Origin of the sequence: Ancylobacter sp. FA202 (assembly GCF_000380205.1) — a bacterium.
In the GTDB taxonomy this organism is placed as follows: Bacteria; Pseudomonadota; Alphaproteobacteria; order Rhizobiales; family Xanthobacteraceae; genus Ancylobacter.
The window spans coordinates 4407057-4430681 of the sequence record NZ_KB904818.1; the positions used below are offsets into that span (position 1 = coordinate 4407057).

The 23625-nt window shown below is 66.8% G+C and carries 13 protein-coding genes; 1 reads left to right on the forward strand and 12 read right to left on the reverse strand.

Going from position 1 to position 23625, the window contains the following annotated elements; translation table 11 throughout:
• Positions 1-104: 104 nt before the first annotated feature.
• The 10 genes from A3M1_RS0120385 to A3M1_RS0120430 all read right to left on the reverse strand — a co-directional run bounded on the left by A3M1_RS0120385 (position 105) and on the right by A3M1_RS0120430 (position 12241).
• Complete coding sequence (locus A3M1_RS0120385; protein WP_018390845.1) at positions 105-1559, reverse strand: NAD-dependent succinate-semialdehyde dehydrogenase; 1455 nt, start codon at positions 1557-1559, stop codon at positions 105-107.
• Positions 1560-1597: 38 nt separating this feature from the next.
• Positions 1598-2608, reverse strand: a complete 1011-nt coding sequence (locus A3M1_RS0120390) for a proline racemase family protein (RefSeq protein WP_018390846.1) — start codon at positions 2606-2608, stop codon at positions 1598-1600.
• Positions 2609-2622: 14 nt separating this feature from the next.
• Positions 2623-4320, reverse strand: coding sequence for a GMC family oxidoreductase (locus A3M1_RS0120395; protein WP_018390847.1), 1698 nt, complete (start codon positions 4318-4320; stop codon positions 2623-2625).
• Between the two features lie 4 nt (positions 4321-4324).
• A complete protein-coding gene (locus A3M1_RS0120400) occupies positions 4325-5800 on the reverse strand; it encodes an aldehyde dehydrogenase (RefSeq protein WP_018390848.1) in 1476 nt (491 codons plus the stop codon).
• A gap of 23 nt (positions 5801-5823) precedes the next feature.
• Complete coding sequence (locus tag A3M1_RS0120405) at positions 5824-6831, reverse strand: proline racemase family protein (protein ID WP_018390849.1); 1008 nt, start codon at positions 6829-6831, stop codon at positions 5824-5826.
• Between the two features lie 15 nt (positions 6832-6846).
• A complete protein-coding gene (gene dapA / locus A3M1_RS0120410; RefSeq protein ID WP_018390850.1) occupies positions 6847-7755 on the reverse strand; it encodes a 4-hydroxy-tetrahydrodipicolinate synthase in 909 nt (302 codons plus the stop codon).
• A 106-nt stretch (positions 7756-7861) separates the two neighbouring features.
• Positions 7862-8683: an amino acid ABC transporter ATP-binding protein gene (locus A3M1_RS0120415; RefSeq protein ID WP_018390851.1), complete on the reverse strand. Its 822-nt coding sequence runs from the start codon at positions 8681-8683 to the stop codon at positions 7862-7864.
• 11 nt (positions 8684-8694) lie between these two features.
• Positions 8695-9342 (reverse strand): amino acid ABC transporter permease, encoded by a 648-nt coding sequence (locus tag A3M1_RS0120420; protein ID WP_018390852.1) that lies wholly within the window; start codon positions 9340-9342, stop codon positions 8695-8697.
• Between the two features lie 85 nt (positions 9343-9427).
• Complete coding sequence (locus tag A3M1_RS0120425) at positions 9428-10303, reverse strand: transporter substrate-binding domain-containing protein (protein ID WP_018390853.1); 876 nt, start codon at positions 10301-10303, stop codon at positions 9428-9430.
• A 42-nt stretch (positions 10304-10345) separates the two neighbouring features.
• Complete coding sequence (locus tag A3M1_RS0120430) at positions 10346-12241, reverse strand: proline racemase family protein (protein ID WP_018390854.1); 1896 nt, start codon at positions 12239-12241, stop codon at positions 10346-10348.
• 289 nt (positions 12242-12530) lie between these two features.
• Here A3M1_RS0120430 and A3M1_RS0120435 point away from each other — a divergent pair, with 289 nt between their 5' ends.
• A complete protein-coding gene (locus tag A3M1_RS0120435; protein ID WP_018963985.1) occupies positions 12531-21617 on the forward strand; it encodes an autotransporter-associated beta strand repeat-containing protein in 9087 nt (3028 codons plus the stop codon).
• A 459-nt stretch (positions 21618-22076) separates the two neighbouring features.
• Here A3M1_RS0120435 and A3M1_RS26050 read toward each other — a convergent pair whose 3' ends face one another.
• Entirely contained in the window at positions 22077-22484 is a 408-nt protein-coding gene (locus A3M1_RS26050) for a very short patch repair endonuclease (protein ID WP_018390856.1), read from the reverse strand.
• Between the two features lie 31 nt (positions 22485-22515).
• Positions 22516-23622 (reverse strand): hypothetical protein, encoded by a 1107-nt coding sequence (locus A3M1_RS26055; protein ID WP_081620327.1) that lies wholly within the window; start codon positions 23620-23622, stop codon positions 22516-22518.
• Positions 23623-23625: the final 3 nt, after the last annotated feature.

The following is a 23625-nucleotide window of genomic DNA, read 5'->3' on the forward strand; positions in this document are numbered from 1 at the left end:
TGAACGAACAGGTGACGAGAAGCCGAAAGACGGCCCTCGTCACCGAAAAGCCTCGCGCGGTCGATCGGCGGGAATCGCCGACCGAGCGCGCGACCAGCCCATCATCAAAGAGCGGCGAGTTCAGACACAAACTTGGTGCGCAGGAAGGCGTCCAGCCCCTCGATGCCGCTCTCCGAGCCGTAGCCCGACTCGTTGACGCCGCCGAAGGGCGTCTCCGGCGTCGACACTGCCATGTGGTTGACGCCGACGAGGCCGGCGTCGAGCGCTTCCTCCGTGCGGGCCGCCAGCGCGCCGGAGCGGGTGAAGACGAAGGAGGCGAGGCCATAGGGCAGCGCATTGGCCCGCTCGATCACCTCGTCGAAGCTGGAGAACGGGGTGAGCGGGGCGATGGGGCCGAACGGCTCGCTCGACATGATCGCGGCGTCGGCCGGCACGTCGGCCAGAACGGTGGGGGCAAAGAAGTGCCCCTGATTGCCGATGCGCTTGCCGCCCAGCTTCAGGCTCGCGCCCTTGGCGACGGCATCGTTCACCAGCTCTTCCATCGCCGCGAGGCGGCGGCGGGCGATCATCGGCCCCATCTGGATGCCGGAATCGAGGCCGTTGCCCACCTTCAGCGCCGAGGCCAGCTCGACGAAGCGGGCGACGAAGGGCTGGTAAAGCGATTCATGGACGAAGAAGCGCGTCGGCGAGGTGCAGACCTGGCCGGCATTGCGGAACTTGAACGCCACCAGTGTGCGGGCGGCCAGATCGAGATCGGCATCGTCATGGACGATGACCGGCGCATGGCCGCCCAGCTCCATGGTGCAGCGCTTCAGCGTATCGGCGGCCAGGCGCTGCAGCTGCTTGCCCACGGCCGTGGAGCCGGTGAGCGTCACCGCCTTGGGGATGGGCGAGGCGATCAGAACCTTGCTGACATGCGCCGGCGCACCGAACACCACGTTCAGCACGCCCGCCGGCAGCCCGGCCTCCTGGAAGCAGCGGGCGATGGCGACCGCCGTGCCGGGGGTCTCTTCCGCCGGCTTGATGATGATCGAGCAGCCCGCGCCGAGCGCGCCAGCGATCTTGCGGATGACGTTGGAGGACGGGAAGTTCCAGGCGGCGAAGGCGACGACCGGGCCGACCGGCTCCTTCAGCACCATCTGGCGCACATTGGCCATGCGGGCGGGCACAATGCGGCCATAGGCGCGCTTGCCTTCTTCGGCATACCAGCGCGTGGCGTCGGCGGCGAACTGGACTTCCGGCACGGCTTCGCCGAGCGGCTTGCCGTTTTCCAGCGTCAGGATGCGCCCGATGCGCTCCTTGCGCGCCTCGATGAGGTCCGCCGCCTTCATCATCAGCGTGTAGCGCGCCTGCGCGGTCATCGCCTTCCAGACCTTGAAGCCGCGCTGCGCGGCGTCGAGCGCGCGGGCGAGATCGGCGTCGGAGGCATGCGGAACGGTGCCGAGCACCTCGCCGGTGGCCGGGTTTTCCAGCGGCTCACTCTTGCCCTCGGAGCCCTGGCACCAGGTGCCGTCGATCAGCAGCTCGATGGTTTCGTCATAGGTGGAAAGGTCGGTCATTGCAGTCTCCAGGGGCCGGAATGAGGGGCGGATCAGCGTCAGCGGCAGAGGAAGCCGTCCGGCAATGGGTCGCCTTGCGCGAGCACGAACCGGTGCTCGCCGGTGATATGGGCGAGACCGACAACATGCGGCGCGATAGCGCCGGCCTTTTGGGCGCCGGCCTCCGCCGCGACCGCCCGCGCGGTGGCGGTGAAATCGACGCCGAGAATGTTGCGGGTGCGGATGGGCTGGTCGAGGCCGAGTTCGCCGCGCGCTACCATCTGCGCCAGCCGCGCCGAGGAGCCGGTGCCACAGGGCGAGCGGTCGAACTTGTTCGATTCCAGCACCACCAGCTGGCGGCTGACCAGACCGTGATCGTCCGCCTCGGTCTCGTAGAACAGGATGGAATCGACCGGCCGGGTGGCGCCCGGCACGCGGCCCTCATTGATGCCGGCGTTCAGGGCCGCCTTCAGCGCCGCGCCGACGGCCATGGCGTGGGAGACGCCGGACGGCGCCAGTTCCACCCCGGCGGCGCGGGCGGCAATGAGGCCGTACCAGTTGCCGCCCCACACCACATCGGCATTCACGTTCACCCCCAGGGCGGCGACCGGGACGTTGCAGGCGGCGACATGGGCCGGCACGTTCTCGAAGGTGACGGCAGCGACGGCACCGTTGCGGCGCTCGACATGGACGGTGATGATGCCGGCCGGCACTTCCAGCGTGAAGGAACTGAGCGGTGCGTCGGAGGGGCCGATCAGGCCCATATGGTCGAGCGTCACCGCGAGCCCGATCGTCGCGTGGCCGCACATTTCAAGATATTTGTAGCTGCCGAGGAAGAAGGCGCCGAAATCCGCCCGCGCGCTTTCCGTCATCACCACGCCGACCATCGCCGCATGGCCGCGCGGCTCATGCAGCAGGAAGGTGCGCAGCGGGTCGAAGCGGGCGCGGAAGTCCTCGGCCCGCGCCTCCACCGTGTCGCCCTTGAGCGGCGGCACGCCGCCGGTGACGACGCGGGTGGGGTGGCCCGCCGTGTGGCTGTCGATGGTCGAAATCCAGCGGCGGGTTGCCATGTCGTTCCCCTGTCCTAGCGGCCGGACTTGATGGCGTCGGCGATCTTCTCGCCGGCCATGATGGTGGTGAGCATGGTGTTGGCGCTGATGACAGCCGGCATGATCGAAGCGTCGACCACGCGCAACCCCTCGACGCCGATCACCCGGGCCGCGCTGTCGACCACGGCGCGTGGATCGTCCGGGCGGCCGATGCGGCAGGTGCCCGAGGCGTGCCAGCTGCCGCAGGCATTGTCCCGGATCCAGGCACGCAGCGCCTCGCGGTCGCCCATCATCTCGCGCGCCTTGAGGCCGGGGGTGATGACATTCTCGATCATCAACTTGCGGGACAGCGGGCCGGTGGCCATGATGCCGGCGGCCATCAGCGTCATGAACCAGTTGGTGCGGCTGACCGCGCCGAGCTTGCGTACGCGCTCGGAAAAGGTGGCGGGGAAGATGCTCTCGATCACCCCGTCCATCGCCGGATCGGTGACGATGCCCCACAGCCGGTGCATGCCGTCCTCCAGCCGCACGAGGTCGCGCTCATCCGAGAGCTGGCGAAAATTGACGAAGGGCGCGGTCGCGGCGTCGCTTCCCTGCAGCCGCACCTCGCCGGTGGAGTACGGCCGGTTAACGCAGACGAGGATCGAGGCCAGCCGCCGCCCAAGCGGGTGCCAGGCCGCGCGGTTGGAGGGCAGCACGAACATGTCGCCCGGCGTGGTCTCCGGCAGGCCGGACGAGTAGCGATAGCCCAGCTGGATGTGGCGGCGCTGGCTGGCCGGCAGGCGCGCGGCTTTTGGCAGATAGGCGGCGAAGGCCACCATCGGGTGGTCCTGCAGGTTCTGCCCGACGCCCGGCCGGTCCGCCCGCACATTGAGGCCGAACTCCTTCAGATGCGCCGCCGGACCGATGCCGGCGCGCATGAGATGGGCCGGCGTCTGCAGCGCGCCGGTGGAGAGGATCACCTCGCGCGCTTTGAGGGTGAGCGGCCCCTGCGGGCCCTGCGCCTTCAGCCCGGTGACACGGCGGCCCTCGAACAGTAGCTCGGTCATCTCGGTTTCGGCGAGAATGGTCAGGTTCGGCCGGGCGCGCACCTCGCGCGTGAGATAGGCGCGGGCGGTGGAAACGCGCTTTCCCTCCACATTGTTGATGGTCATCGGGAAATAGCCGTCGTCGAAGACGCCGTTATGGTCCCGGATATTGGCCACGCCCTTCGTGTCGAGCACCTTCGCCACGGTCTTGGCGAAGGGCGACCAGTCCTTTTCGGGAATGCGGCGCAGCGGCAGCGGGCCGTGGCTGCCATGCAGCTGGCTGTCGCCATAATCGAGGTCGGTTTCCAGCTTGCGGAAATAGGGCAGCACGTCGTCCCAGCCCCAACCCTCGGCGCCGTCCTCGCGCCAGTGCTCATAATCCCAGGGCACGCCGCGAAAGGCGAACTGGCCGTTGATCGAGGTGCCCCCGCCCATCACCCGCGCCTGCTCATAGCGCCGCCCCGCCGCGCCGGGCTTGGGGGCGTTGAGGTGGATGGACAGGTTCTGCCAGTGATAGAGCCGGTTGAAATAGGCGACGATCGGATAGGCGTCGAGCGTGTCGGCCGGCTCGGCGCCGGGCGGCGTGTCCGGCCCGGCCTCGATCAGCGCGACCTTGAGGTTCGAGGCTTCCGAAAGCCGGCTCGCCAGCACGGCACCTGCCGCGCCGCCGCCGACGACAATGTAGTCATATGCGTGTTCGGACATGTTCTCAGCCGTGGTTGAGCCAGACGGTCTTGAAGCGCAGGAAGCCCTCAAGCCCCGCACGCCCCATTTCCTTGCCGAAGCCGGAGCCGGCGAAGCCGCCCTGCGGGGTGGCGAAATCGGGCTGGCGGCCATGGCCGTTGACCCAGACCGTGCCGGCATTGAGGCGGGCGGGGAGGGCCAGCGCCTTGGCGGCGCTGGTGGTGTAAAGGCTGGCGGCGAGCGCGTAGCTGGGATGGTTGGCCATCGCCAGCGCCTCGTCCTCGTCGTCATAGGCGTAGACGGACAGCACCGGGCCGAAGAACTCCTCGCGGAAGCCGACCGACGTGTCGGGCACGCCCGAGAGCACGGTCGGCTCGACATAGGCCCCGGCATTCATGGTGGCGCAGCGCCGGCCGCCGGTGAGGACGGTGGCGCCGTCGGCCACCGTCTGTGCCAGCATGGCGTCGATGCGGGCCGCCTGCTTCTCGCTGATGATCGGTGGCAGGGTTGCGCGCGTGTCCCAGGTGGGGCCGGCGATGCGCGCCTGCGCGATGTCGATGATCTTCTCCGTCAGTTCGTCCAGCAGCCGGCGCGGCGCGATCAGCCGCGTACCGGCGGTGCAGACCTGCCCGGCATTGGCCAGAAACCCGCCGGCGATGGTGGCGGCGAGCGCGTCGAGATCATGCGCGTCGTCCATGACCAACTGGGGCGTCTTGCCGCCGAGTTCCAGGGTGAGCGGCTTGGTGCCGGTCATCGCCGCGTCCGCCATCACCCGCGCGCCGGTGGCGGAGGAGCCGGTGAAGGTGATCTTAGCCGTGAGCGGATGGCGCACCAGCGCAGAGCCGGTGGCGCCCGCGCCCTGCACCACGTTGAACAGGCCGGCGGGGAGCCCGGCCTCGATGGCGAGTTCGGCGATCATGACAGCCGAGGACGGGGTGAGCTCGGAAGGTTTCAGCACCACCGCATTGCCGGTCGCCAGCGCCGGGGCGGACTTCCAGATGGCGTTGATCGCCGGGAAGTTGAACGGCGCGATGGAGGCGATGACGCCATAGGGCTCCGGCTTGAGGAAGGTGGTGCCGCTGTTCGCACCGGCGATCAGCGTTCCTTCGATCTTGTCCGCCCATTCGGCGAAGTAGCGCACGGCGCCCGCCGCGCGGACGAGGTCGCGGGTGATGACGTCGGCCACCGGCCGGGTCGTCGTCGCCGCTTCCAGCCGCCCGAGCTCGGTGCGCCGCGCGTCGATGAGGTCGGCCCACGCTTTCAGCACCCGCGCCCGTTCCAGCGGCGTGGCGGTGGCCCAGCCGGAGGCGGTGCGGGCGTTGGCGGCGCTGCGCATGGCCGCGTCCACCAGCGCCTCGTCCGCCGCGCGGAGGGTGCCGATCGCCGCGCCGTCGGACGGGCGGATCAGCGCGATTTCCGCGCCGTCCCCGGCGAGGCGTCGCCCGTCGATCAGGTGATCGGTGATGGCGGCGACGCCGTTCGGGTCGAAATCGTGGGACATATGCCTCTCCTGCACCCGTTTCCTCAGACGCCCGTCAGGCGGAAGCCCTGCTGGAACGGGTCGTTGGGATCGAGGAAGAAGTTGAAGGTGCCGGTGAGGTAGGCTGAGCCGGTGACGGTGCAGCCGATCGCGGGCAGGTCGCCGACCTTGTCTTCGCCCTGGATCGCACCGGTGAACACGGTGTCGAGGATGCCGGCATGGCGGAAAATGTCCCCCACCTTCAGCTCGCCCTTGCCGTGCAGCATCGCCATGCGCGAGGCGGTGCCGGTGCCGCAGGGCGAGCGGTCGATCACGGTCGGCGGGCAGACCACGACGTTTTTGCCGTCGAAGCGCACGCCGTCGCCGTCGCCGACGATCTCGATCTGGTAGATCTCGTTGACATGGGCGAGCGTCGGGTGCTGGACCGGAATGTCCTTCAGCCCGGCGCGCAGTTCCGCCGCCGCGCTCACCAGCGCCCAAGCATTGTCGGTGGTGAGGTCGAGGCCGAGATCGGAGCCCTTGACGATCAGATAGAAATCGCCGCCGAAGGCGATGTCGGCGCGGACCTTGCCGAAGCTCTTGGTCTCGACGAACACGTCGCGCTGGTAGAGGAAGCTCAGCGGCATCTCCAGCGTGACGGAAACGGCGCGGCCATTCTCCACCTTCACCCGCGCCGGGACGACGCCCGCCGGGGTGTCGAGCCGCACCAGCGTCTCGCCTTCCTGCGCGGTGATGTAGCCGGCCTCAACGGCGATGGTGGCGACCGCCATGGCGCAATGGCCGCACATGGGGGGATAGGTGTCCGGCTCCAGGATCAGCATGCCGATATCGGCGTCGGGCGAGCAGGCTTCGGTGAGCACGGCGGCGGGCATGTTGAACGAGCCGCGCGGCTCGAACAGCACGAGTTGGCGCAGCCAGTCGCGGCTCATCAGGTCGGCGCGCTTTTCCACCATGGTGGCGCCGCGGATCGGCCCGAAGCCTGAGGTGATGAGGCGCAGCGGGCAGCCGGCGGTGTGGGAATCGATGCCCTGGATAATGCGGGTTGAGCGCATGATGTCTGTGTCCGTTCAGGCGAGCGTGTTGATGGTGGCGGCGACGTCGGCGTCGGCGAGGATCTTCGCCACGCTGGCCAGCTGGGTGTCCGAGAAGGGCAGCAGCGGCTCGCGCGGGATGCCGACTGGCTGGCCGAGCGTGTTCATCGCCGCCTTGATGCCGGCATAGAAGCTGCCGGTCTTGAAGCAGCGGTAGATGGCGAACAGCGCCGGCTCCAGCCGGTCCGCCGTCGCGGTGTCTCCGGCGAGGCAGGCGTCGTAATAGCGGCGCACGAGGCGGCCGGAGAGCTGGTGCGCCATGGCGACGACACCGACGACGCCGAGCGGCAGGGAGGAGCGGATCATCGTCTCATAGCCGACGAACACCGCCAGCTCGCCCTTCACCTTCTGGCACAGCTCGGCGACCTGCTGGATGTCGCCGGAGGAATCCTTGATGGCGACGACGTTCGGAATCTCGGCGAGGCGCGCCACCAGATCGGGCGTGATGTTGACGCCGATGCGCACCGGGCTGTTGTAGAGCATGACCGGCAGGCCGGAAGCGGCGCAGATGCGGCGGTAGAAGTGCTCGGCCTCGCGCAGGTCCGGCTTGGCGTAGATCGGCGGCAAAGCGAGGATGCCGTCGCAGCCCGTCGTCTCGGCGGCCTTGGTGAGTTCCAGAACCACATCGGTGTGGAGATCGGACACGCCGGCCAGCACCGGCACGCGGCCGGCGGCGACCTTCACCGTCGCCTCGAACAGCTTCACCCGCTCGGAGACGCTCATGGCGTAGAATTCGCCGGTCGAGCCGCAGACGATGAGGCCGTCGGCGCCATTGGCGATATTGGCCTCGGCAAGCGCTTCGAAGCGCGGGAAGTCGATGGCGCCCTCGGGCAGGAAGGGCGTGACGAGGACACTGTGGATGCCCTGCCAGTTGGTCTTGGTCATGTCGGTCTCGGCTCTTGATCGGGTGTGTCGGGACAAAGCGGGGGCGTGGCGTGCAACGGCGGCACGCAGCGGCGTCGGAAGGTGAGGGGAGGCGCCGGCCGGCGCGTCAGGTCTGCAGCAGCGGGCGCATCAGCTCGGCGGTGGCGTGGAAGCGGTTCACGAAGGTGCGGACGCGCTCATTGGTGGGGTGGAGCAGAACCTCCTGCGGCGTTCCCTGCGCGCAGATGGCGCCTTGATCCAGGAACACCACGCGGGTGGCGACTTCCAGCGCGAAGCCCAGCTCATGGGTGACGACCAGCATCGTCATCCCCTCGCGGGCGAGGGTGATCATGGTGTTGAGCACCTCGCCGACCAGTTCGGGGTCGAGCGCCGAGGTCGGCTCGTCGAACAGCATCAGCGAGGGGCGCATGTTGAGGGCGCGGGCGATGGAGACCCGCTGCTTCTGCCCGCCCGAGAGGCGGCCGGGCATGCGGTCGGCGAAGTCCGACATACCGACCTTGGCGAGAAGGTCGAGCGCGCGGGCGCGGTTGCTGGCGTCGTCCTCGCCCAGCACGGTGCGCGGGCCTTCCATCACGTTGGCCAGCACGTTCATGTGCGGAAAGAGATTGAACTGCTGGAACACCATGCCGACGCGGCTGCGCATGGCCGCCACGTCGCGGCCGCTGATGCGGGCATTGTCGTGGCCATCAGCCGCCCGGTCGAATATCGGCGAGCCGTCGATGGCGATCCGGCCGGAGCTGGGATTCTCCAAGAGGTTCACGCAGCGCAGCAGCGTCGTCTTGCCCGAACCGGACGAGCCGAGCAGCGCCACCACTTCGCCGGGATAGACGGTGAGGTCGATGCCCTTGAGCACTTCGTGCGAGCCATACGACTTGCGCACCTGGCTCACCTCGACCAGCGGCGCGGCATCGGGGGAAAGGCGGGTCATGGTTCGCGCCCTCACTGGGAGTTCATCTCGAGCCGGCGCGCGAGATAGTTGGAGGGAATGAGAATGACGAGGAAAATGATACCGACCACCGTGTAGACTTCCATCGGCCGGTAGGTGAACGACGACACGTAGCTCGCCTGGTAGAGCAGGTCCGGCACGGTGAGCACCGACAGCAGCGTGGTGTTCTTCATCTGGATGATGGTCTGGCCCGCCAGCGGCGGGATCATCTGGCGGAAGGCCTGGGGCAGGATGATGCGGCGCATGGCCTGCCAGGAGCGCATGCCGAGCGCCTTGGCTGCGTCCGCCTGTCCATGGTCGAGCGACTGGATGCCGGCGCGCAGGATTTCGGCGTAGTAGGCGCCGCCATAGAGGCTGAGGGCGAGAATACCCGCCGCCTGCTTGCTGATGTTGATGCCGGCGAAGATCGGCAGCGCGTAATAGCTCCACAGCAGCCAGACCAGCAGCGGCACATTGCGAAAGAACTCGACGAACAGCCGGCCGACAACGCGCAGCGCCTTGATCGGCGACAGCTGCACCAGCGCGATCAGCAGCCCGATGATCAGGCCGAGAACGCAGGTGATGACCGTGTATTCGAGGGTGACGACCAGTCCCCAGGCGAACAGATGGGCGTTTTGGGTGATGACGGACCAGTCGAACACGGCGCGGCGACCTTACGGGGGAGGGAAAGGCCGGTGCCGGCGGCGGGCGCCGGCACCGTAGGAGACGTCGACGAGAGGGGCGACGTCAGAAGTTGAATTCAGCCGGCAGCACGGAGAGGTCGATGCCGCGCGCCTCGAAGGCCTTGCGCAGCTTGCCCTGGGCGAGGCCGAGGGCGCGCTGCTGGTTCACCCAGTTGGTGAGCCAGTTCTCGTAGCCCTCATTGCCTTCCTCGCGGCGCATGCCGATGGTCGCCGGGTTGAGCAGCATCGGGCTCGGCAGCGCGATCTGGCCGTTGATCGCCTTGGAGACGTCGATGGCGTCGAACACGGCGAGGATCATGGCGTCGGCGCGGTTGGCCTGCAGCTCCATGATGCCGAGCGGGCGGTCTTCCACCACGATGATGTTGGCCTTGGGGGTGAGCGCCTCGGCGACAACCTGCATCGTGCCGCCCTTCTGCACGACGATGCGCACTGACGGGTCGTTCAGCTCGGCCCAGGTCTTCTTGGTAAAGCCCGGCTTGGTGACGATGGCCCAGGCGTCGGTGAACAGCGGGACGCTGAGATAGTCGACCACGAGGCCGCGCTTCGGGTTCGGGTTCAGTCCGAACGCGATGTCGATCTTGTTGGCCTGGAAGTCGGCTGCAAGGTTGCCCCAGGTGGTTTCGACAGGCACGACCTTGACGTTCAGCAGCGTGGCGATGTCGTTGGCCCACTCGACGTAGAAGCCGCTCCATTCCCCGGTGTTGCGGTCGCGGATATAGCCGGGCTCCTCGCCGATCATGACCGGCACGCGCAGCTCGCCGCTCTTGCGGATGCGGTCGAGCACGAGGTTCGGATCGGCGGCAAAGGCGGACTGGAAGGTTGAGAGCGCCAGCACGACGGCACCCACGAACAGCAGGACGAAAGAGCGGAAAAGCGAGCTGGCGGCCGGGGCCGGCCGAATGGACGAGGCTGTGATCATCGTCGGTTCCCTAGTTCTCTGGTTTGGTATTGAGGCGTGGGCCTATCTCAGGAAGCCGCTGCCGAGGGGATCGCCCGCTTCCTGGATGAGCGTCGCCACGGCCTTGAGATGCGCGCGTCCCGTGATCCGGGTCGTGACCGCCACGGCGCCGCCGGCGCCATGGGTCGTCGTGATGAGTTCGCCGGAGAGGTGCCCGCCGAACAGGCTGACCGCGTTCAGCCGCGCGCCCGGCGCGGCCGCGCCCTGGGCACCGCGCAGCGCCAGCAGGCTGGCGAGGCCGGCGACGCCCGGGGAGCGATCGAATTTCTGGCGATCAATGGCGAGGAACTGACGCACGGCACCATCCTCGCCCGCGCCATGGAACAGCACCGCGTCGACTGCCGGCTGCGCACCACGCCGGCGGGGCAACGCTTCGTTCAGGTGGTGGCGCAGCCCGTCGCCGACAGCGAGCAGATGGTCGATACTGCTCACATCGAGCCGCAGACCGGTCGCGTCGGCATCGACCAGCGCGTAGCAGTCGCCGCACATGGCGATGGCGACGTCGAGGTCGTGCCCCGCGACGCGGGCATGCCGGCCAGTTTCCGAGACGATGGCCGGCGGCATTTCGAGCGCGATGGCGTCCGCGTCGCCCTCGACCCCGACATGAACGGTGAGGATGCCGTTCGGTACCTCGATGGTGAAGCGCGGGTGGCGCGAAAGACGGCCAAGCGCGCGCAGCGCCGCCGTGTAGCCCATGATCGCGTGGCCGCACAGGCCGGGATAGCCATAGGACGAGATGAAAAAGGCGCCGAAATCGGCGGCGCTGGACGCCACGGGCACGAGGCCAAAGGCGCCGGAATGGCCGCGAGGTTCATGCAGGAGCATGGGCCGCAGGCTGTCATAACGCTCGGCAAACTGGCGGGACTTGCCGGCCACGCTGTCCGCGTCGAGGCCTTCCAGCGGCTCGATGAGAATATGGGTGGGATGCCCCTCGGTATGGGTCTCAATGACGCGGAAGGTCCGCGCGCCTTGCGGCAGTTCGAGGCTGAGCGCTCCCTCGCCGATGCCGCCGCCAAGACCGGCGCCGAGCCCGAGCCGCCGGTCGGTCTTCTCGAAGCTCATGGTCGAGAGGCGGTCGCTGTCGGTGTTGATCCACAGCACCTTGGCCGGCACAGTGCCGGTGTTGCGCCAACGATGAGCGATGCGGCTGTTGAAATAGGCGCCGTCGCCGGGGCTCAGCACCTCCGCGTCGCGGTCGGCGAGGGCGAGTTCGAGCGAGCCTTCCAGCACATAGATCAGTTCCTCGCCCTCATGGGCGTAGAAGCCGTCGCTCTCGCGCTCGGGGTCGATCGTCCAGACCTCGGCATCCATCAGGCGCTGTGAGACGGTGAGCTGCTCGATGGTGACGCCGGGGCCGAAGGAGCCGACGATGCGCCCCTGCCCATGCCGCACCACGGGAAAGTCACGCCCCTTGGTGCCGCCCAGCAGTTCCGCGAGCGTGCGGCCAAAGACTTCGGCAATGGCATTGAGCCGTGCCGGCGAAAGAAAGGCCACGCCACGCTCGAACATGCTCAGATGCGAGGAGGCGATGTCCGTGCGCTCGGACAGCTCGCGCAGCGACATTTCAGCCTCCTGGCGCAGGCTGCGGACGCGGGCGCCGAGATGGTTGAAGGCAGCGACCGGCGCGGTTTCGCTCTCCGGCGCGGCGGTGGCCTCCTCCTCGCTTTCGAGGAACCGACGGATGCCGGACAGGCTCTGGCCCTCGACGCGGCGCATGCGGTCAATGCGGCGGATGCGTTCAATATCCGCCTCGCCATAGGAACGGTGGCCGCCGGAAGACTTGGTGGAGGTGAGAAGCCCCTGGGTCTCCCATGAGCGGATGGTCGAGACAGCGACACCTGTGACCTTGGCCACGTGACCGATCGAAAAGGGGAAGCGTGTGGTGGCCGTCTGGGTCATCTCGATCTACATATCGCCTAGAGATATTACGAACACAAACAGACGGTATGTCGATTTCTTGAACGAGTCAATCGAGCGTGGGACGAGCCGAGAGCTGAGCGGTGTTAACGACGGAGCCCCCTTGATCGCCTGGTATCTCAGTATACGCTGATGCCAACCTGAGCAGGCGCGCGGGGCCGCGTTGCGACGCACTCCAGTACCTGTCAGGCATATCCAGCCAGATGAGGCCTGTGTGCGTGTGGCGGCGGGCAGATTCTGAAGTCAGTGAAGTTGCGGACCGGAATTCATGATGCGCCGACCCCGACAATCGACAGCTTCGCTCCGGGCCGCTCTGCTGGCCTCCGCTGCCCTTCTAACCGCCGCGCCGGCCCTCGGTCAGTCCATCAATGGCGCCACCAACCCGACGGGGCCGGGCGGCAACGGGCTACCCTATATCGAAGTCCCCCCGGGCGGCGGCGGCGGCGGCGGCGGGGGTGGAACGACCGGCGGCTTGGGCGCGGCGGGCAATTCGCCGCAATGGTTCACGGATAATGGCGATGGCGGCACGCCGGGTCTCCCCGATTTAAGCCCGGTCTTTCTGGATGGCGGGGATGGCGGGGACGGCCATTTGGGTGGCTCGGGCGGCGGCGGCGGCGGCGGCGCGCACGCCTATGTCGGGACCAGCGCGCCGGACACCGTCGTGGTCGGCGGTGATGGCGGTGATGGCGGCGAGGGCGGCGAGTTCAACACGGATTTCGAGGGGGTCGCCGGCGGTGGCGGCGGACCCGGTGCGGGCGGCTATGGCGCGGTCATCGAGCTTCAGGGCAGCCCGACACCCATCGCGCTCCAATATGATGTGATCGGTGGCGACGGCGGCGATGGCGGCAGCGGCGCCTCCTTCACCTATGATGGCGGCGACTTTCCCGTCCTGCTGCAGGGCGGCGCCGGCAATGGCGGCGATGCCGGCGTCGGCGTCTATCTCTACGGCTCCGGCGGCACGGTGGAGGTTCTGAGCTCCGTCAATGGCGGCGATGGCGGCATGGGCGGCCATGGATTGCTCCCGACCTTCGGTGGCATCGGCGGCGACGGCCTCGTCATGGCGGGCAGCTCCACGAATGTGATCATCGACGCGGGGCAAGTGATCACCGGCGGCGATGGCGGCATCTCTCTCTCGGGAACCAGCGGCGTTGGCGGCTACGGCATCCTGATCTTGGGCGACAACAATGTTCTCACCCTGTTTGGCACGGCATCGGGCGGCATTCAGGGGGGCAATCCCGCCAGCCAGTCGGCGGGAATCGCCATCACCGGCAATGGAAACACACTGGTCCTCACCCAGAGCTATGCCGCCAATGGCGGTGTCTCCGTTTCCGGCGACTTCAACATCCTCGCCCTCGGCGGCAATGCCGGGGACAGCGGCGGCGTGTTCGATGCCGGCAGTATCGGCACGAGCTTTTCCGGTTTTTCCCAATATGAGGTGATCGACGACACGAGCTGGACGCTGACCGGCGAGTCCTATTCCTGGGCGAGCTGGGACATCCAGGACGGGGCCCTGTCGATCGACGATCCCCTGTCCCTCGACCCCACCAGCGAGCTGCTCATCAGCAATTCCGGGCAGCTGACAACAACCGCTTCGATGGCGATCAACCTGCCGATCGATTTGTACGGCGGCAGCGGGCCGGGCGCGACCTTCGACGTCGAGACCGGGACGGTGCTGATTCTCGGCGGGGAAATCCAGGGCCCCGGCAATCTGATCGTCACCGGCGGCGGGATGCTCGCCCTCGACGCCAGCAACGCGTACACCGGCACCACCACGGTGCTGCAGGGCACGCTCTCTGTCGCCGGCGCCTTCCCCTTGGGTGAAATGCCGGGCACGCTGAGCCTCGCCGACGGCACCATGCTGGAATTCGCCTTTCAGGGGGATGGGCCGGCAACAAATCTCACGGGAGCTGTCACCCTCGCGGGCAATGTGACCATTTTCTCCCCTGATGCCACGACCGGGCAGATCAGCGGCAACATCAGCGATGGCAGCAGCAGTGGGGGCCTCACTCTTAGCGGGCAGGGCACGGTGCTGCTGAGCGGGGCGAACAGCTTCACCGGCGCGGTGACGGTTGCCGATGGCACGCTGATCGCCGGTTCCGCCACGGCGCTTGGCTCAAACGGGACGGTGACGGTGCAGGAGGGCGCGACCCTCCAGCTCAACACCTCGATCGCGACCGGCAGCCTCGCCGGTGCCGGCGCCGTCATTATCGGCACCAATACGCTCACCGTCGGCGCCAACAACGCCTCGTCCAGCTTCTCGGGCAATTTCTCCGGGACCGGCGGCCTCACCAAGACCGGCTCGGGCACCCTTACCCTGCAAGGTGTCGATGCCGATGTGAGTGTGCTGACCATCGCCGGCGGCACGCTGGTGCTTGATTCCCAGTCTGTTCTCGGTTCCGGCACCGTCGTCGCCTTCTCCGGCGGTGTGTCCTCCACCCTGCAGCTCAATTCAAACCAGACCGTTGCCGGCCTCACCGGCGATGGCAGCCTCTCCCTCGGCAGTTCCACCATCACGGTCGCGGCGGCGAACGACTTCACCTTCGCCGGCGCCATCACCGGGGATGGCGGCAGCCTCGTGAAGGCGGGAACCGGCACGCTGACCCTCTCGGGCAGCAACAGCTTCACCGGGCCGACCCTCATCAGCGGCGGCACGCTGGTTCTGGCCGGCGGCGCGGCGCTCAGCGATCTCACGGCCGTGACGGTGGGCAGCGGCACGCAATTGCAGCTGCAGGCCAGCGAAACCATTGGCGGGCTCGCGGGCAGCGGCATGGTCACGCTTGCCGGCACGACGCTGAGCCTCGGCGGCAATGGCGCCGATACGGGCTTCAGCGGCTCGATCAGCAATGGCAGCCTCGTCAAACAGGGCGCGGGCACGACGGTCCTCACCGGCACCTACGACCTGTCCGCCCTGACCATCGCCGCCGGCATCGTGCAGATCGGCGATGGCGTCTCCGCCACGACGTTCCAGGCCGCACCCATCGTCAATAATGGCACGCTGGTGCTGACGCCTGCGCAGGAGCTGGTGCTGGCGGACGTGATCTCCGGTTCGGGCGCGGTGACGATCAATGCCGGCAATGCGCCGGTGACCTTCAACGCTAGCAACACCTATACGGGCGGCACCACCATCACGGCCGGCACGCTGAACCTCGGCAGCGGGGCGGTGGCGGGCGCGATCGCCGGCGATATCGTCAACAACGGCACGCTCGCCTTCAATTCCAGTGCGTCGCCGAGCTTCGGCGGCGCGATCTCGGGCACGGGTGGCGTGAGCGCCATCGGCGGCGGCGTGGTGACCCTGTCCGGCGCCAACACCTATGCCGGCGGCACCGCGATCAGCAACGGCTCGACGGTGTCGATCGGCAGCGACGGCAATCTCGGCGCGGGGGATGGCGGCATCAGCCTCGCCAATGGCACGCTGGCCGCGACCGGCTCCTTCAGCAGCGCGCGCGAGGTCGTGCTCGGCGGGGCCGGCGGCATAGACGTTGCCTCGGGCCAAACGCTGACCCTGAGCGGCGCCATTGGCGAGACTTCGACCTCGCAGCTGACCAAGTCCGGCGACGGCGTGCTCGTGCTGAGTGGCGCCAACAGCTACACCGGCGGCACACTTGTGTCCGGCGGCACGGTGGCGGTGTCGGCCGACAGCAATCTCGGCGCAGCCATTGGCGGGCTCACGCTCGATGGCGGCAAGCTCATCACCACGGCCAGCTTCACCTCCGCGCGAAACGTGACGCTGGGTTCCGGCAACGGCACGTTCGATGTCGCGCCTGGCACCGTGCTGACACTGGCCGGCGCCTTCAGTGGCAGCGGCGGACTGACGAAGATCGGCGCCGGCGAACTCGCATTGTCGGGCGCCAGCAGCTTTACCGGCGGCACGTCGGTGACGAGCGGCACGCTGGCCCTCTACGGCGCCACGCTGGCCACCTCTTCGGTCAGCGTCGCGGATAGCGGTACGCTGCAGGGCTTCGGCACCATCGCCGGCACGGTGTCGGTGCTGGCCGGCGGCACGCTGGCCGGCGGCGTGACGGGCCAGCCCAACCCCCAGCACATCGCCCTCGTCACCGGTTCGCTCACCCTCGCCAATGCGGCCGATATCGCGCTGGCGCTGGGCGCGGCGGGCAATACTGGCGTCGCCGAGGTGACGGGCGATCTCGCGCTTGGTGGCACGCTGAGCGTGTCCGGCGAGGCCGTGCACGGCGCCGGCATCTACCGCGTCTTCACCTATACCGGCACCAACAGCGGCAGCTTCGCCTCGGTCGACCTGTCGGGCCTTGTCGATTCCGCCTCCTATACCGGCACCATCGAGACCGGCAATCCCGGCCACGTGAACCTGCTCCTTCGCGATGCCAGCCCGCTGCAGATCTGGACTACCGACAACGGCACCAGCTTTGGCGGCTCGGGCACCTGGTCGTCCACCGGTGACACCTGGTACCTCGCTTCCAGCGGCGACACGATCCCGTGGGGCGGGCAGACCGGCGTCTTCACCGGCACCGCCGGCACGGTCACGATTCACGGCGAGCAGACCTTCCAGAAGCTGGAATTTGTCACCGACGGCTATGTTCTCCAGGCCGACGGCACGGAGCCGGCTTCGAGCCTGCATGTCGATGGCGGCGGCGTGCTGTGGGTGGAGGGGCATGACGTCACCGCGACGATCAGCGCGCCGATCAGCGGCACGGGCGGCATCGAGAAGATCGGCACCGGCACGCTCATCCTCACCGGCAGCAACAGCTATGTCGGTGGCACCAAGGTTTCCGGCGGCTTTCTCAGCGTCGCCAGCGCATCGGCGCTGGGCGATGCCGGCAATGTGCTCACCCTTTCCGACGGCGGGCTGGCGACGACCGGCTCCTTCACTCTCGGCAGCGCGGTGGTGCTGGAGGGCTTCGGTAGCCTGAAGACGGCATCAGGCGAAACGCTGGGCCTCTCCGGAACCATCTCCGGCACCGGCAGCCTGCGCAAGGAAGGGCTCGGCACGCTCGTACTGAGCGGCAGCAACACCTATGGCGGCGCGACGGTGATCGCCGAGGGCACGCTGGAGGCCCAAGGCGGTGCGGCGCTTCCAGATGCCTCCGCCGTGCGGATCGAGGCCGCGGGCACGCTTCAGCTGGATGCGAACGAAGGCATCGGTTCGCTCGCAGGCAGCGGCGCGGTGAACCTGCAGAGCTACACGCTGCAGGTGGGTTACGACGCCAGCAGTTCCACGTTCTCCGGCACCATCACCGGCACGGGCGGGCTGGTGAAGCAGGGGGTGGGCACGCTCGTCCTCACCGGCACCAACGTCTATTCCGGCGGCACCACCCTTGCCGCTGGCGGGATCGTCGTCGGCAATGGCGGCACCTCGGGCAGCATCGCCGGCAATGTCACCAATAATGGTAGTCTGTCGTTCTACCGCTCCGACGTCATCACCTTCGCGGGCGGTATAAGCGGCACGGGAGGCGTGGCGCAGGTCGGCAGCGGCACGCTGGTCCTCTCCGGCACCAATAGCTATGCGGGCGGCACGCTGGTCTCGGTCGGTACGCTTGAAGTCAGCGCCGATGCCAATCTCGGGCAGGTGTCCGGTCCGCTGGTGATCGAGAAGGGCACGCTCGCCACCACGGCGAGCTTCACCACCTCCCGCGCTGTCGGTCTAGTGGGAGGCGGCACGCTCAACGTCGCCACTGGGACGACGCTGCAGCTGACCTCCGCGGTGAGTGGCGATGGCGGCCTGACGAAACGGGACGACGGCACGCTGATCCTTGCCGCCGACAACAACTATGAAGGCACGACGACGATCCACTCCGGCGTTCTGCAGCTGGGCAATGGCGGCACCACGGGCTCGATCCGCGGCGCGATCGTCAATGATGCGACCCTTGCCTTCAACCGCAGCGACGATTTCGGCTTCAGCAACCACGTTTCAGGGCAGGGGACGGTGGTGCAGGCAGGCACCGGCACGCTGGTTGTGACGGGCGATGTCGACGCCATCGGTGGGGTGCGGATCGACCAGGGCACGGTTCAGATCGGCAATGGCGGCACGACAGGCCGGATCTCCGGCCCGATCGTCGACAATGGCACACTGGTTTTCGCCCGCTCCGACGAAACGCGGTTCGACAACGTCATCTCGGGCAGTGGCAGCGTGGTGCAGGTCGGCCCCGGCGCTCTGATCCTGATGGGCGACAACAGCTACGCCGGGGGGACCGGCATCGGCGCCGGCAGCGCCATTCACGTCACCGCCGATTCCGCCCTTGGGGCATTGAGCGGCGGGATCACGCTCGCCGGCGGCACGCTGGCCGCCGAACAGGGCTTTGCCAGCGCGCGCACCGTGGCACTTGTCGGCGGCGGCACAATCCGCGTCGCCGATGCGGCGGTGTTCACCTTGTCCGGCGTCCTTGGCGGGACGGGCGACTTCACCAAGAGCGGCCTCGGGACGCTCGTGCTGACGGGCAGCAACGGCTATGGCGGCAACACCGTCGTGGAAGCCGGCACGCTGCAGGTCGGCGACGGCGGAACCTCCGGGACGATCTCCGGCAATGTCGCGAATGCGGGCACGCTGGTCTTCAACCGCTCCGACAACATTGTCTATGCCGGCGCCATTTCGGGCGCGGGCACGCTGGTGCAGGCCGGCACGGGCGCGCTGGTGCTGACCGGGACGGGCAGCTACACCGGCGGCACGCGCATCGCCGCCGGCACGCTGGTGCTCGGCAATGGCGGCACGTCGGGAGCGATCACCGGCAACGTGGTCAATGACGGGACGCTCGCCTTCAACCGCGCCGACGCGGTCACCTTTGGCGGCGTCATTTCCGGCAGCGGCACGGTGGCGCAATATGGCGCGGGCACGCTCACGCTCACCGGCGCCAACACCTATGCCGGCGGCACGAGCGTCGGTTCGGGCGCCACGCTGCAGGTCGCTTCCGACGGCAATCTCGGTGCAGCGGCCGGCTCCCTCACCCTCGCGGGCGGCGTTCTGGCGCCCACGGCCTCCTTCGCCAGCGCGCGGGCGGTGACGCTCACCGGTAGTGGCGGGTTCAGTGTCGGCACGGGCATTACGCTGACACTCACCGGCAGGGTGGGCGGCGATGGCGGGCTGCTTCTCGCCGGCGGCGGCACGCTGGAACTCGGTGGCATCAACACCTATGCGGGCGGCACCTCAGTGTCGGGCGCGACGCTGGCGGTGCATGCCGATGAGAGCCTGGGCAAGGCCGGCACCGCGCTGTCGCTGGACGGCGCGGCGCTGAAGGTGCTGCACAGCTTCAGTACCGCGCGCGACGTCGCCCTCAGCGCGGCCGGCGCGGTCATCGAGGTGACGGGCGACCGCTTCCTCGCGGTGTCCGGCAGGGTGACGGGTACGGGCGTGTTGACCAAAACCGGCGAGGGACGGCTCACCTTGAACGGCGCCAATGCCTATGGCGGCCTCATCATTCATGCCGGTACGGTCGTCGGCACCACCGCCTCCATTCGCGGCGACGTGCTCGACAACGGTGCGCTGGTCTTCGACCAGTCCGCCGCCGGCACCTTCGCCGATGATATCGGCGGCACCGGCAGTCTGACCGTCAAGGGGGTGGGGAAGCTGGTCGTCACCGGGACTGCCTTCCACACCGGCGGCACGACCATTGATAGCGGCACGCTGCAGATCGGCGATGGTGGCACGGCCGGTTGGGTCAGCGGCCCGATCGTCAACAGCGGCACGCTCATCTACGACCTTGCGGGGCGCTATACCTTCCCGGTCGACCTCAGTGGCACCGGCCAGGTGATCCTGGAGGGAGGCGGCACGGTCGACTTCGTGGGCTCGACCTATGCGGGCCTCATCCAGACCAAAGACGCGCATGTCATTCTCAAGCGCGACACCGAGACAGACGCCAATTTCAGCATCGGCGCGAGGGGCGTCCTCAGCGGCACCGGCAGCATCGGTCTGCTTGATGTCCTCGATGGGGGCACCGTCTCGCCGGGCTATTCGCCGGGAACGCTTGAGATCAATGGCAAGATGACCCTTTCCAGCGGCTCGACCTACCGGGCGGACATCACCGCGGGCAACGGCAACGACCTGATCGCCGTCAATGGCGAGGTCGGCATCGACGCCGGCACGACGCTCGACGTGCATGCCGAGCGTGGCTCCTACGCAAACTACACCAGCTACACCGTCCTCACCGCCACCGAGGGTGTTCACGGGGTGTTCGGCACGGTGACGACCAATTTCGCCTTTCTGGACATCCTGCCGGACTATGAAGACGACGCGGTCATCCTGAACATCGTGCGCAAGGACATTCCCTTCTGGCGGGAGGCGCACACCTTCAACCAGTTCTCGACGGCGAACGGCATCGAGTCGCTCGGGGCCGGCAACGAGGTCTATGATGCCGTCGCTTCGCAGTTGAAATCGGAGGCCTTTTTAGCCTTCGACGCCCTGTCCGGCGAGATCTACGCCACAACGGCATCGGTGATCCAGCAGCAGTCCGTGTTCACGCGCGAGGCGGTCATCGACCGGCTGCGGCAGGCCTCGGTCGGGACGAACGGGGCGCCTCTCGCCTATGCGGCGAACGGGCCGCAGACGGCTGGTTTCGGCGCCGATGTCGCGGCCGTCATGTGGATGCAGGGCTTTGGCGCCCAGGGCGACATCGCGTCCAACGGCAACGCGGCGGCGGTCTCGGACACGATCGGCGGCTTCGTTGGCGGCTTCGATGCGGCGTTCACCGAGGACTGGCGGCTCGGCGCCTATGGCGGCTACAGCCGCTCCTGGTTTGACGTTTCCGACCGCGTGTCGTCCGGCTCGATGGATAATTACGAACTCGGTCTTTACAGCGCCACGCAGCTAGGGGCGCTCGCCCTGCGGCTGGGGGCGGGCTATGCGTGGCACGACATGTCGATGTCGCGCACGGTCGCCTTTGCCGGCTATGACGGCACGAACAGCAGCGACGTGACCGCGAGCTCGGCGCAGGTCTTTGGCGAGCTCGGCTATGGATTGTCTGTCGGCCCCGTCGATCTGGAACCCTTTATCGGCCTTGCCTATCTGCACCTTGATGGCTGGAACACGGCCGAGATCGGTTCGACCTCGGCGCTGGCGGTGAACGCCGGCGCCATGGATACGCTCTACTCCACGCTGGGGCTGCGCGGCGGCCGCGACATTGAGGTGAACGGCGTTGCGTTCACCACCAGCTTCACCCTCGGCTGGCAGCATGCCTTTGGCGACACCGTTCCGGCAGCCGTCATGAGTTTCGCCAGCGGCTCCGCGCCCTTCACCATCGACGGCGCGCCAATTGCAACAGACACCTTCGTCTTCGGCGGCGGGCTGTCCTATGAGGTCGACCCAAACACGCGGCTCGGGGTGAAATACGATGGCCAACTCGCCTCAAGCGCCCAGCAGAGTGTCGTCTCCGGTCAATTGCAGGTCCGATTCTGACCGCCGCATGGCCCGCTGGCTGAGGGGCCCGTGAGAAGTGTCGTCGACATGTTCGTCCGGGTGCGGCCGAGGAATGCCGCAGGTGAGGCCGTGTGAGCGAAACGAGACGCGCGAACGGAACCGCGCGTCGAATCTCAGACGCCTTCGCGAACACGATCACTGACGACGCTGAGTCGCTCCGACACAGCCGAGACGCGCCCGCGGGTACACATTTCTGGGACTCATTTGGGAGTCATGCTTGGATTTGCGTCAGTGATTATCTGACGCAACCAACGACATGCGGACATTCAAAAAGCCTGGCGCGCCGATCAGAGTGAAAATATGAACACGTATGTTGTTGAAATTGAATTGGTTTAGCAGCCGCCTGGAAACAGGTTGAGCGCCGTTCCCGCCCTGTGTTGACGGCCGTAGGTGAGCGAGCATATCGACAACAAAGATCGCGCCGCCTGCGGCGCTGTCTTAATCACAAATAAAAGCTTTGAGGCGCCGTGTTAGGTCGTCTTTGCCGACTTCACATTCCCAAATTATCAAAACCTTCCAGCCCCTTTCGACTAAATCTCTAGCGTGGCGCGCATCGCGCTCTCGATTTCCTGATATCTTTGGTATCCAATAGTGTTGATTGGAACGTGTCGTCCGTGCGCCTTCACGGCAATCGTGTCCATGCCAGAAGCACCCATGAACGAAAATCGCTTTCGTTTTTCCTATGAATGCGATGTCCGGCTTACCCGGTAGATCCTTGCGATGTAGACGGTAACCTGTGAACCCTAATGCGCGCAGCGCCCTTCTAACCATCAATTCTGGCTTTGTGTCTTTGGAACGAATGGCGCGCATATTGGCGCTACGGCGACTTAGGTCGAGCTTATCCATCTCTCGTCAAGGCTGTTGCTATCCCGCGCGTTTACTGGGTAACCAATGTCGATAGCCATTGCTCCAAACTAATCAAACGTCCACGCTCAATGTGTTCAACAACCCGACGGCGCGAATTTGCAGCATTACGCGATCCGGCCAGTTCTCCATAGGTCGCTTGTACAGCGTCGGTGCTTATGTGCACTACGTGATCGAACATTGGATTGTTTCTGTAAAGACTCTCACATGCACGCATTAATCGCGCAGGATCAAACTCGTTTGTGACAAATACATATTGAAACTTCTGATTCTCTGATTCAGCATTGATATATTCATCATACTCCGTTGGGAACTGCTTCTCGCGGTCCGCCCGAACACTCCATTTCGCCGTTACAAGAGTCCGCATGGTGGGCCGAAGTATCGCGAGATCGACCTTGTTCTCCTTGCCTCCTTGCCGGGCACGATTAAATCCTGGGATTTCATAAAGGAGGCTCCGGACGCGAACCGATTCGTCAGTTCCCCCACTGGCACGCCGAACAATTTGTGCGAGCACATCCTCAAAGCCTTCGCCAACGAGGTTCTTGCGCTTGTTCTGTACCGCTAAGAACTGCCGTACCTTCTGCGTGACGGTATGCCAACGATCCGCCGGCGGCTCGGTCGCGAAGAAGGGACCAAGCGCCTCCTTGATGATTGCCGCAAGCTCGGGATCTGCTCCTGGCTCTGGAAAACCCCGATCTCCATAAGGCAACCGCTGCTGGGCGGCGACTTGTGCTTGCCGCGCTTCGCGGCGCAGTACGACGTCGGCCAAGTCCGCGCACGCCTTTATGAATAGCCAGTCGATGTCGTAGGCTAGGGTGCCTGGTTCCGCCACGAGTGACCTGCAGAGCCAATCATGGAATGCAAGTGAACGCGCATACCACGGCTTGCCTGGTTGTGATTTGTCACTCTCGTAGCAATGTGCCAATCCCGTTGTAGGGTCAGACCATAGCAACAATCGATAGACGTGCTGCCAAGCATTCGCCGCCGTGACCTTGTCTGTCGATGCCTGAAAATACCTATCTATCAGTCGGTTACGGTTTTCTGCACCAAATGCGCGGTCTACCGCTTCCTTCCCTGCCGTACCGTCTGGTTCCGGTTGGAGGATATCCCCCTCAGCCATGAC

Excerpts from the sequence above, each read along its gene's own strand:
- A3M1_RS0120385 (WP_018390845.1), bottom strand. The coding sequence starts at position 1,559 with ATGACCGACCTTTCCACCTATGACGAAACCATCGAGCTGCTGATCGAC.
- A3M1_RS0120390 (WP_018390846.1), bottom strand. The coding sequence starts at position 2,608 with ATGGCAACCCGCCGCTGGATTTCGACCATCGACAGCCACACGGCGGGC.
- A3M1_RS0120395 (WP_018390847.1), bottom strand. The coding sequence starts at position 4,320 with ATGTCCGAACACGCATATGACTACATTGTCGTCGGCGGCGGCGCGGCA.
- A3M1_RS0120400 (WP_018390848.1), bottom strand. The coding sequence starts at position 5,800 with ATGTCCCACGATTTCGACCCGAACGGCGTCGCCGCCATCACCGATCAC.
- A3M1_RS0120405 (WP_018390849.1), bottom strand. The coding sequence starts at position 6,831 with ATGCGCTCAACCCGCATTATCCAGGGCATCGATTCCCACACCGCCGGC.
- dapA (WP_018390850.1), bottom strand. The coding sequence starts at position 7,755 with ATGACCAAGACCAACTGGCAGGGCATCCACAGTGTCCTCGTCACGCCC.
- A3M1_RS0120415 (WP_018390851.1), bottom strand. The coding sequence starts at position 8,683 with ATGACCCGCCTTTCCCCCGATGCCGCGCCGCTGGTCGAGGTGAGCCAG.
- A3M1_RS0120425 (WP_018390853.1), bottom strand. The coding sequence starts at position 10,303 with ATGATCACAGCCTCGTCCATTCGGCCGGCCCCGGCCGCCAGCTCGCTT.
- A3M1_RS0120430 (WP_018390854.1), bottom strand. The coding sequence starts at position 12,241 with ATGACCCAGACGGCCACCACACGCTTCCCCTTTTCGATCGGTCACGTG.
- A3M1_RS0120435 (WP_018963985.1), top strand. The coding sequence starts at position 12,531 with ATGCGCCGACCCCGACAATCGACAGCTTCGCTCCGGGCCGCTCTGCTG.
- A3M1_RS26050 (WP_018390856.1), bottom strand. The coding sequence starts at position 22,484 with ATGGATAAGCTCGACCTAAGTCGCCGTAGCGCCAATATGCGCGCCATT.
- A3M1_RS26055 (WP_081620327.1), bottom strand. The coding sequence starts at position 23,622 with ATGGCTGAGGGGGATATCCTCCAACCGGAACCAGACGGTACGGCAGGG.